Source organism: Aeromicrobium sp. PFPM2_SD2 (assembly GCF_057364525.1).
Genome location: NZ_JBNFNZ010000055.1, coordinates 1 through 8,674 on the forward strand (window position 1 = coordinate 1; position 8,674 = coordinate 8,674).

Here is an 8,674-nt window from a genome sequence, read left to right on the forward strand (position 1 = left end):
CCTGGGCGGGCGCGCCGAGCAGGACGGTCGAGGCGGCCGCCAGGACGAGGAGCAGGACCCCCGCCCAGCGGGCACGCGACCGGCTCACGCGCTCCGTCGCAGCTCAGCCGCCAGTGGTTGCGGCCGGAGCGGCGCTCGTAGTCGAGCTGGTCGACGGCGGCCAGCGCCAGCGCCAGGCCGCGTCCGGACTCGGCCTCGTCGTCGGGGAGCGTCACCTGGCTGAGGTCGATCGCGGCCGGCAGGCCGTTGTCGACGAACTCGGCCCCGACCTCCTGGTCGTCGCACCACATCGTCACGTGCACCCGGCGGGTGTCGGCGCCGGCCGCGTCGAGGCGACGGGTGTGCTTGACGATGTTGCCGATGACCTCGGCGACGGCGGTCTCCAGGCGGATGCGGTCGGTCATGTCGACGTCGGGGTGCGCCTGCCACAGCCGGTCGGCCAGGTCGTGGACCAGCTCGATGCTCTCGTCCTCGAGCCGCGCCGCGACCGTGAGCGTCGTGGGCTCAGCCATCGAAGGCTCCGTCCACCGTCTCCCGCGGGCGCAGGACCTTGTCCATGTTGGTGAGGCCGAGGACCGTGACGACCTGCTGGGTGGGGCGCGCGATGCGCAGGTCGCCGCCGGCCTGGCGGGCGGACTTGAGCCCGGCCACGAGCGCGCCGAGCCCGGACGAGTCCAGGAACGTGGTCTCGGCCAGGTCGACGACGACACGGGTGGTGCCGGCGTCGACGAGCTCGGTGACGGCCGAGCGCAGCTGCTTGGCCGAGACCATGTTGAGCCGCCCCTTGGGCGTCACGACGCCGATCCCCCGGTCGTCGGTCCTCACGTCAAAGTCGGTCATGGTCCTCCTCGAGGTCGGGCTCGTACCCGCGGTAGCGAGCCGCACGGATGATGATGCTGAAGATGGCCAGGTCGAAGAGCGCCCATGCGGTGTTCAGCGACCAGCCCACGAGCGTCGCCTGCCCCACGGCGTAGCGGACCGCGCCGACGACGGCCGCCCCGGCGAGCAGGCCCATGGCCCACAGCTGGGGACGGACGAGGTGCCACGCCGGCCCGGAGCTGGCCGGGCGCGTCTTGGGCGTGACGGCGAAGTCCAGGTCGCGGCGCAGGAAGACGTTGCCGAACGCCGACGTGAACGCCTTGATCCAGGTCGGGAACAGGGCGAGCGAGTACTGCTGCCCGCGCCACGTCGGACGGCCGGCGGCCACGACGACGAACAGCAGCTGGTTGACGACCAGGAAGGGCACGAGCCGGACGAAGAAGTCCGGGCCGTACGCCTGCACGGGCAGCACGCCGAGAGCCAGGTACAGGATCGGGGCGGCGAGGTAGACCAGCGCGGCGAACCCGGACAGGTACGACCACATCGTGGCGAAGTACATGAGCCGCTGGGTCCAGCGCAGCCGTCGCTGGGTCAGCGGGTTCTCGCGGAACAGGACCTGCATCGTGCCCTGGGCCCAGCGCAGCCGTTGGGTCAGCATCGTGGCCAGGTCCTCGGGCGCCAGGCCGTGGGCGAGCACCTCGTCGTGGTACGCCGTGCGCCAGCCCAGCCCGTGCAGCCGCATGCAGGTGGCCATGTCCTCGGTGACCGAGATGGTGGCCAGCGGCATGACCGGCTGGGCCTCGTCGCCGCGGTCGACGTCGACGGCCGCGACGAGCGCGGAGACCGTCTCGACCGCCCCGAGCGGCGACCAGTCACGCGAGGCCATGTGCTCGAGCGTCGTCTCGTCGATGGTGGCCAGGCCGGTGCCCGGCTGGGCGTCGGCCTGCTGCTCGAGCGCGGCGATCTCGGCCAGGTCGGCCTGCAGCGCCTGCAGGTCGGCGTCGACGAGGGTGCGGCGCACGTCGTCCATGCGCCGCTGGAAGCGGTAGGTCACGTCGGCCAGCGCGATGCCGCGGGCTATCTCGCGCCGGGCCCGGCCGATCTCGTAGCCCACGAGGTCGAGCGCGGTGCGGGCGGTGTCGTCGTCGGGGCCGAGCTCCTTGCGGGCGCGGGCCAGCACCGTCCGGGCGGTGCGCAGCGCCCGGTGGACCCCGATCTCGACCTCGCCGGCGTAGCGGGTGACGCCCAGCATCATGAGCGCCTCGCGCCGGATCACCGCGTTGGAGCCGCAGAAGAACGCGGCGTTCCAACCGTCCTTGCCCTGCTGGATCGGACCGTAGAACAGCGGCGCCTGGCTGCCCAGCGGGTCGTCCTCGGGCACGTTGACGAACCACTGCGGCGTCTGGACGAGCGCCATCTGCTCGTCGCGGAAGTAGCCGAGCGTGCGGTCGAGGATGGTCGGCAGCGGCACCTGGTCGGCGTCCAGGATGAGCAGGAACTCGCCCTCGGTGGCCAGCAGGGCGTTGTTGAGGTTGCCCGCCTTGGCGTGCCGCGGCCGGTCCGGCGTCCAGTCGTCGGAGCGGTGGATGACGCCGATGCCCTCGGCCTCGGCCAGGGCGCGCAGCTCCTCGCGGTTGCCGTCGTCCAGGATCCACGTGGTGTGCGGGTACGTGATCGCCTTCGCGGCGCGGGCCGTGCCCATGACGAGCTCGAGCGGCTCGTTGTAGGTCGTGATGAAGACGTCGACCGTCGCGCCCTCGGGCGGGGCCGGCGGCTCGCCGCGCTCCTTGAGCCGCCACATGGTCAGGCCGAAGAGCAGGGAGTCGACCAGGCTGTAGGTCTCGGCGACCACGAGCGGCACGGCGATCCACCACGCCGACCAGTGCACCGAGAACAGCCAGCGCCACAGCACGTAGTTGACGCCCAGGACGGCAGTGAGGACGACGATGACGCGGATCAGCAGCAGGCGACGGCTCACCGGGCCGGCTCCCCGGCCGGGCGGCGGCACACCACCAGGGCGGTCACGTCGTCGACCGGGGTGCGGTCGATGGCCAGCATCATGATCTGGCCCAAGACGTCGCGCGGGTCGTCGGCACCGTGGAGCAGCGCCGCCAGGGGCGGCATCCAGTCGTCGGGGTCGTCGAGCAGGTCCAGCACCCCGTCGCTGAAGACCAGGATGCGGTCGCCCTCCTCGACGGTGCGCTCGTGCTGGTGGAAGCCCGACCCCGGCATGACGCCCACCGGGAGGTCCTCGCCGTGCAGCTGCTCGTGGCTGCCGTCCGCGCGCACGAGCAGCGCCAGGCCCAGCCCGGCGTCGGCGTAGCGCAGGCGCCCCGTGCGCAGGTCGACGACGCCCTCGAACAGGGTCACGTACGACCCGGCCCGCTCCAGGTCGGAGGCGGCGCCCTGCTCGAGCCGGCCGAGCACGACGCCCAGGTCGGCGCCCTGGACGACGGCGAGGTGGGCCGAGCGCAGGGCCACGCGGATGCCGGCACCGACGAGCGCGGCGGCCGTGCCCTTGCCCATGACGTCGCCCAGCCCGAAGTGCACGACGTCGTCGTCGAGCGCGTAGTCGAAGTAGTCGCCCCCGACCGAGAGCGCCGGCAGGCAGACGCCGTCGACGTGCCACCCGTCGCGGTCGATCGGGGCCGAGGGCAGCATCGAGACCTGCGCGTCGTGGGCGCGGGACATCTCGGCCAGCGCGAGCACCTCGACCTCGGCCCACGCGCCCATCTCGGCGAGCAGCCGGCGGTCGCGCTCGGGGAAGGCGCGCGGCTCGTGGTCGTAGACGCAGAACGTGCCCATGACGTTGCCGTACGGGTCGCACAGCGGGTGGGCGGCGTAGAAGCGGAACGGCGGGTCGCCGTGGACCAGGGCCAGGTCGTTGAACCGCGGGTCGGCCGCCGTGTCCTCCGAGACGACGCTGCCGCCGAGGCGGACCGAGCGGTCGCAGAAGGTGTCCTGGCGCGGCATCGGCCGGGCGGGCATGCCGACGACGGAGGGGAAGCGGACGGTGTCGCCGTCCAGCATGGTGATGGAGGAGATCGGCACGCCGAAGGCGACCGTGGCCATGCGGGTGATGCGGTCGAGCCGCTCCTGGTGGGCCTGGTCCAGGATGCCGACGCTCTCGACGACACGCTGACGTCGTTCGTCGACCGGCCCGAGCCCGTCCGCGACGAGTGCCACTGCACGCCCCTTCCCCCGAGCGGTTGGTGAGCCACACCCTAGGCGTCGGACGGCCACCGCACAGTTCGAGCTAGGAGCGCTCCTCGGAGCCGTCGTCCTCGACGTCGTCGTCGGCCGGCTTGCGCAGCGCCTGCGACAGCGACGTCACGACGTCGTCGTCGGGCGAGGCGGCCGCCTTGTTGCTGGCCTCGACCTGCACCAGCACCTCGGTGCGGTGCACGGCGACGGAGCGCGGCGCGTCGATGCCGATGCGGACGACGTCACCGCGGACGTCCAGCACCGTGATCGTCACGTCGTCGCCGATGGCGATGCTCTCGCCTGCGCGGCGGCTCAGAACCAGCACGCGGTGAGCCTACCGCGACTACGACTGGAGGGGCGCGGCCAGCGGGTGGTCCTGGTCCTCCAGGACGACCTGGGCGGCGCGACGGGTGCGCACGTTGATGACCAGCGGCGCGCGCAGGTTGAGCGTGGCGGTGGCCAGGCCGTCGGGCGCGGTGAGCAGCACGAGCAGCAGCACGTCGGACGCGTCGGTGAGGTCCAGGTCCTCGACGACCTGGTCGCTGACGACCGGGGCGTAGTCGGGGTAGAACACGGTCGGCGGCACGACGAGGAACCGCAGGTCGGTGTCGTCCAGGCACTGCAGCGTGCGCAGCAGGCTGTCGTGGTGGTCGACGATCGTGAAGTGCCGGGCGGCCGGGAAGCCGAGCATCGGCTGCACCAGCTCCAGGGTCGGGACGGTCTCGACCTCGGGGGCCTGGGTCGTGGCGGCGGTCATGGCGCGCTCCTTCGCGGGCGAGACGGTCATCGCAGGAAGTCCACGAGGCTCGGCTGGATGACCTTGGAGGTGGCGGCCAGGGCGGCCTGGTACGAGACCTGGTTCATCTGGACCTGCATCATCGCGTAGGCCAGCTCGACGTTCTCCAGCTCCGACACGTTGCCGTTCAGCGTGAGGGTCGCGTCCTTGGCCGCGTCCACCGCGCTCTCGACCCGGTTGGTGCGAGTACCGACGAGCGAGAGATCGTCGACGATCTTGCGGCTGCGGCCGTCGACCTGGTCGATGCCGGCCTGGATCGCGGCCGTGTCCCCGGCGCGGATCGCGTTGGCGAGGGCGTCGAGCTCGCTGAACATGGACGCGGCGCCGCTGCCGAACAGGGCCTCGCCGTCGGAGTTGATCGTGACGTCGACGCCGTCGGCGACCGTGCGCTGCACGTCGCCGGTGGCGCCCACGAAGGTGCCGTCGTCGGCGTAGGCCTTGTCGCCGGCCGTGATGCCGCCGAAGATCGGGCGGCCCAGGTAGGTCGCGTTCGCCTCGGTGAGCAGCTTGTCGCGCAGCTGCTCGACCTCGACGGCCAGCGCCTCGCGCGCGGTGCCGCTGTTGGTGTCGGTGCCACCGGTGAGCGCGAGCTCGCGGACCCGGCGCAGCGAGTCGTTCATCGACCGCAGGCGCGAGTCGGTCAGGTTCATCCAGGTGACGGCGTCCTGGCCGTTGCGCGCGTACTGCTCCTGGTCGGCCAGGGCGCTGCGGGTGCGCATGGCGCGCGCGGCGTCGGTCGGGTCGTCCGAGGCGCGGTTGATGCGCTTGCCGGTCGTCAGCTGCTCCTGGCTCTGCGCGAGCCGGCCCAGCGTCGACTGCAGGTTGTTCAGGCTCGACAGCGTCATGCTGCCGTGGGTCACGCGTCCGATGCTCATCAGCGGGTCACTCCGGTTCGGTTGATCAGGGTGTCCAGGACGGAGTCCAGGGTGGTGATGACGCGCGCCGCGGCCTCGTAGATGCGCTGCGCGCTCACCAGGTTGACCATCTCCTCGTCGATGCTGACGCCGCCGAGCTGCTCGATGGCGCCGTCGACCTGGCTGGTCAGGGCCTTCTGGTTGGCGGCGACGCGGGTGGCGGCCACGACCGAGGAGCCGAGTCCGGCGACCCAGGTCTGGTAGGAGCCCTCGACGGTCTTGTTGTTGCCCAGCCACCGGGCGTTGTCGGTGTTGAGCACGCCGCCGCCGACCGAGGACGCCGCGACCTTGCGCGGGTCGGTGAGGGTCACGGTGAGCGTGGCCGCCGCGTTGCCGGCGGTGTAGGAGAACATCGCCTCGCCGGCGTTGCCGTCCTGGTCGAACGCACCGGCCTGGCGGCCGTTGACCGTGTCGGCGAACGTGGTGGCGATCGTGTCGAGGTCGTCGTGCAGCGCCTTGAGGGTGGTGTCGACCGAGCGGGTCAGGCCGCCCAGCGTGCCGGTGGCGATGGTCGGGCTGCCGACGACGGCGCCGCCGACGCTGAGCTCGAAGCCGATCGGCGCGCCGGTGCCGGTGCCGTCGGGGTTGATGCCCGCGCTGACCGAGAGGGTCGCGGCCGTGTTGCCGCTGACCAGGTTCAGCCCACCCAGGGTGACCTGCACGGTGCCGTTGGCCTGGATGGTGGCCTCGGTGCCGGCGACCTGGCTGAGCTCGAGCATGAGCTGGTCGCGGCGGTCGAGCATCGTGTTGTTGACGGTGCCGTCGAACGAGGCGACCTGGATCTTCTCGTTGAGCGAGGCCATCTCGCCGGCGATCGTGTTGAGCTTGTCGACGCCGTCCAGGACCCGCAGGCGGGCGTCCTTGTCCTCGCCGGCGAGCATCGCGGCCTGCGAGCGGATCGCCTCGGCGAGCGTGCTGGACGAGGCCAGCACCTGGGAGCGCGCCGCGCTCTGGTCGGGGGAGTTGACCAGGTCGCTCCAGGCCTTGCGGAAGTTGTCCAGGGCGCTGTTGATGCCGGTCGTGCCGGGCTCGTTGACGCCGGCCTCCACCCGCTCGAGCACCTCGGCCTGCACGTCCAGGTAGCTCTGCGTGGCGTGCTCGGTGCGCGCCCGGGCGTTCAGCAGCAGGTCGACCGCGCGCGAGATGCCGTCGATCGCGACGCCGTCGCCGTAGCTGTTGCCGCGCGCGTACATGGCCGCGTTCGGCGCCGACGTGGAGGCGGACGCCTCGACGCGCTGGCGCGTGTAGCCCTTGGAGTCGGCGTTGGAGAGGTTCAGCCCGGCCACGTCCATGGCGGTCTGGCTGTAGCGCAGCGCCGACAGGGCGCTGCCGAAGGAGGAGAACGTGCCGGTCATGTCACAGGGTCCTGTCCACGAGGCGGTGCGGGGTCGAGGCGATGACGGCCGCGGTGCCGTCGGGGCTGTAGCCCTCGGCGCCCTTGCCGAGCGTCAGGAGGGTCTCGCGGGCCGAGGCGTAGCCGGAGGTGATCAGCTCCCGGTTGCTCTCGGCCAGGTCGGTGATCTCGTGCACGGTGGAGACGAAGGCGTCGTGGTGGTCCAGGAAGATCGTGCGCCACGGCTCGTCGGCGACCTCGGCCAGCGCCTGCAGGCTCGGGTTGCTCTCCAGGCCGAGCGCGGCGGCGGCCTGGTCGGCGGCCACGGCGCGCAGCAGCTCGACGGCGCGGAGCTCCTCCAGCACGTCCTCGACGCCCTTGGCGGCACGCATCAGCCAGCGCGTGCGTCCGCTGGCGAGCACGAGACGCTCGGTCTCGAGCGCGAACTGCAGGCGCTCGAGGGCCTCGCGCTCGTCGGCGAGGATGAGTGACAGCTCCTCCACGGGGTACCGGTCCCTTTCGTGCGGACCTCCTCGAGCTCGGTCGCCGAGGACGGTCGGACTGTCCCATCGGGAGGTCGACCGCCGTCCTGAGCCCTCTGCGCCCCTTTTGTGCACCGGACGGGGCGACTCACGGCGAAAACTCAGCCAATGCCCAGGTTTCGCGCAAGTTTTCGCAGCAAGTTACGGGCCCTTGGTCCCGGGTGCGCCTGGCGAACGTCCCGAATGGGTCCCGTAAAGGGCCCCAGATGAGAGGTCCTTAGGCTCGTTTCCCCGATTTTGGCGCTGGGGGGTGCTTGAAGCGACAAAGATTTTTCGTGGAAAGGGGCAAAACCGATGAACAACCACGAGCTGGTCACGCAGAATTTGGCACTCGTCGGTCACATCGTCCGCGAGACGATGGGCCGGGTGCCGAGCCACGTGAGCCGAGACGACCTCACCTCCGCCGGGATGCTGGCGCTGGTGCAGGCCGCACAGTCGTTCCAGGAGGACCGCGGCGTCCCGTTCGCCCGGTACGCGGCCACCCGCATCCGCGGCGCCGTCCTGGACGAGCTGCGCGGCCTGGACTGGGCGTCGCGCAGCGTCCGCCGCCGGGCTCGTGAGCTGGAGGCCACCCGCGCCACGCTCACCTCGACCCTGGGCCGCGCGCCCAGCACCGCCGAGCTGGCCAGTGCCGCCGGCCTGCGCGAGGACGAGGTCGCCGCGAACCAGGGCGACGTCGCCTGCTCCCAGGTCTACTCGCTGGACGGCGCCGGCGACTTCGCGCTCGCCGACCAGCTGGTCAGCCACAGCCCGCGCCCGGACGAGGCCCTGCTCGGCCGCGAGGAGCTGGAGTACCTCGTCGACGCCGTCGCCGAGCTGCCCGAGCGCCTGCGCCACGTGGTGGAGCAGTACTTCCTGGCCGAGCGCCCCATGGCCGAGATCGCCGAGACCCTCGGCGTCACCGAGTCGCGCGTCTCGCAGATGCGCGCCGAGGCGCTCGTCCTGCTGCGCGAGGCCCTGCGCCGCCTGCTCTCCCCCGAGCTGACGGACCAGACCGCCGAGAAGAAGGCCGGCTGCGCCGCGCGCCGCCGCGAGGCGTACGTCGCCGCGGTCGCCGCCCGGCATC

Annotated in this window: 10 protein-coding genes; 1 reads left to right on the forward strand and 9 read right to left on the reverse strand. The window is 72.0% G+C overall.

Annotation, left to right across the window (positions count from 1 at the left end):
• The 9 genes from AC2W7G_RS04820 to AC2W7G_RS04860 form a co-directional block, all read right to left on the reverse strand.
• On the reverse strand, window positions 1–512 hold a 512-nt coding region (locus AC2W7G_RS04820; RefSeq protein ID WP_485867435.1), incomplete at its 3' end, for an ATP-binding protein.
• Entirely contained in the window at window positions 505–840 is a 336-nt protein-coding gene (locus AC2W7G_RS04825) for an STAS domain-containing protein (RefSeq protein ID WP_485867436.1), read from the reverse strand. The genes AC2W7G_RS04820 and AC2W7G_RS04825, both read right to left, overlap by 8 nt.
• Window positions 827–2,797, reverse strand: coding sequence for a glycosyltransferase (locus AC2W7G_RS04830; RefSeq protein ID WP_485867437.1), 1,971 nt, complete (start codon window positions 2,795–2,797; stop codon window positions 827–829). Before AC2W7G_RS04830 ends, AC2W7G_RS04825 begins: the two co-directional genes overlap by 14 nt.
• Complete coding sequence (locus AC2W7G_RS04835; protein ID WP_485867438.1) at window positions 2,794–4,005, reverse strand: PP2C family protein-serine/threonine phosphatase; 1,212 nt, start codon at window positions 4,003–4,005, stop codon at window positions 2,794–2,796. Before AC2W7G_RS04835 ends, AC2W7G_RS04830 begins: the two co-directional genes overlap by 4 nt.
• A 70-nt stretch (window positions 4,006–4,075) precedes the next feature.
• Window positions 4,076–4,348, reverse strand: coding sequence for a carbon storage regulator CsrA (gene csrA, locus AC2W7G_RS04840; RefSeq protein WP_485867439.1), 273 nt, complete (start codon window positions 4,346–4,348; stop codon window positions 4,076–4,078).
• Window positions 4,349–4,366: 18 nt separating this feature from the next.
• Window positions 4,367–4,780: a flagellar assembly protein FliW gene (gene fliW, locus AC2W7G_RS04845; RefSeq protein WP_485867440.1), complete on the reverse strand. Its 414-nt coding sequence runs from the start codon at window positions 4,778–4,780 to the stop codon at window positions 4,367–4,369.
• Window positions 4,781–4,806: 26 nt separating this feature from the next.
• Window positions 4,807–5,679, reverse strand: a complete 873-nt coding sequence (gene flgL, locus AC2W7G_RS04850) for a flagellar hook-associated protein FlgL (RefSeq protein WP_485867441.1) — start codon at window positions 5,677–5,679, stop codon at window positions 4,807–4,809.
• Window positions 5,680–5,693: 14 nt separating this feature from the next.
• Window positions 5,694–7,088: a flagellar hook-associated protein FlgK gene (gene flgK, locus AC2W7G_RS04855; protein ID WP_485867442.1), complete on the reverse strand. Its 1,395-nt coding sequence runs from the start codon at window positions 7,086–7,088 to the stop codon at window positions 5,694–5,696.
• 1 nt (window position 7,089) lies between these two features.
• Window positions 7,090–7,569, reverse strand: coding sequence for a flagellar protein FlgN (locus AC2W7G_RS04860; RefSeq protein WP_485867443.1), 480 nt, complete (start codon window positions 7,567–7,569; stop codon window positions 7,090–7,092).
• A gap of 333 nt (window positions 7,570–7,902) precedes the next feature.
• Between AC2W7G_RS04860 and AC2W7G_RS04865 the strand changes: the two genes are divergently transcribed.
• Window positions 7,903–8,674 (forward strand): sigma-70 family RNA polymerase sigma factor (locus tag AC2W7G_RS04865; protein WP_485867444.1); only part of this gene is annotated, 772 nt, incomplete at its 3' end.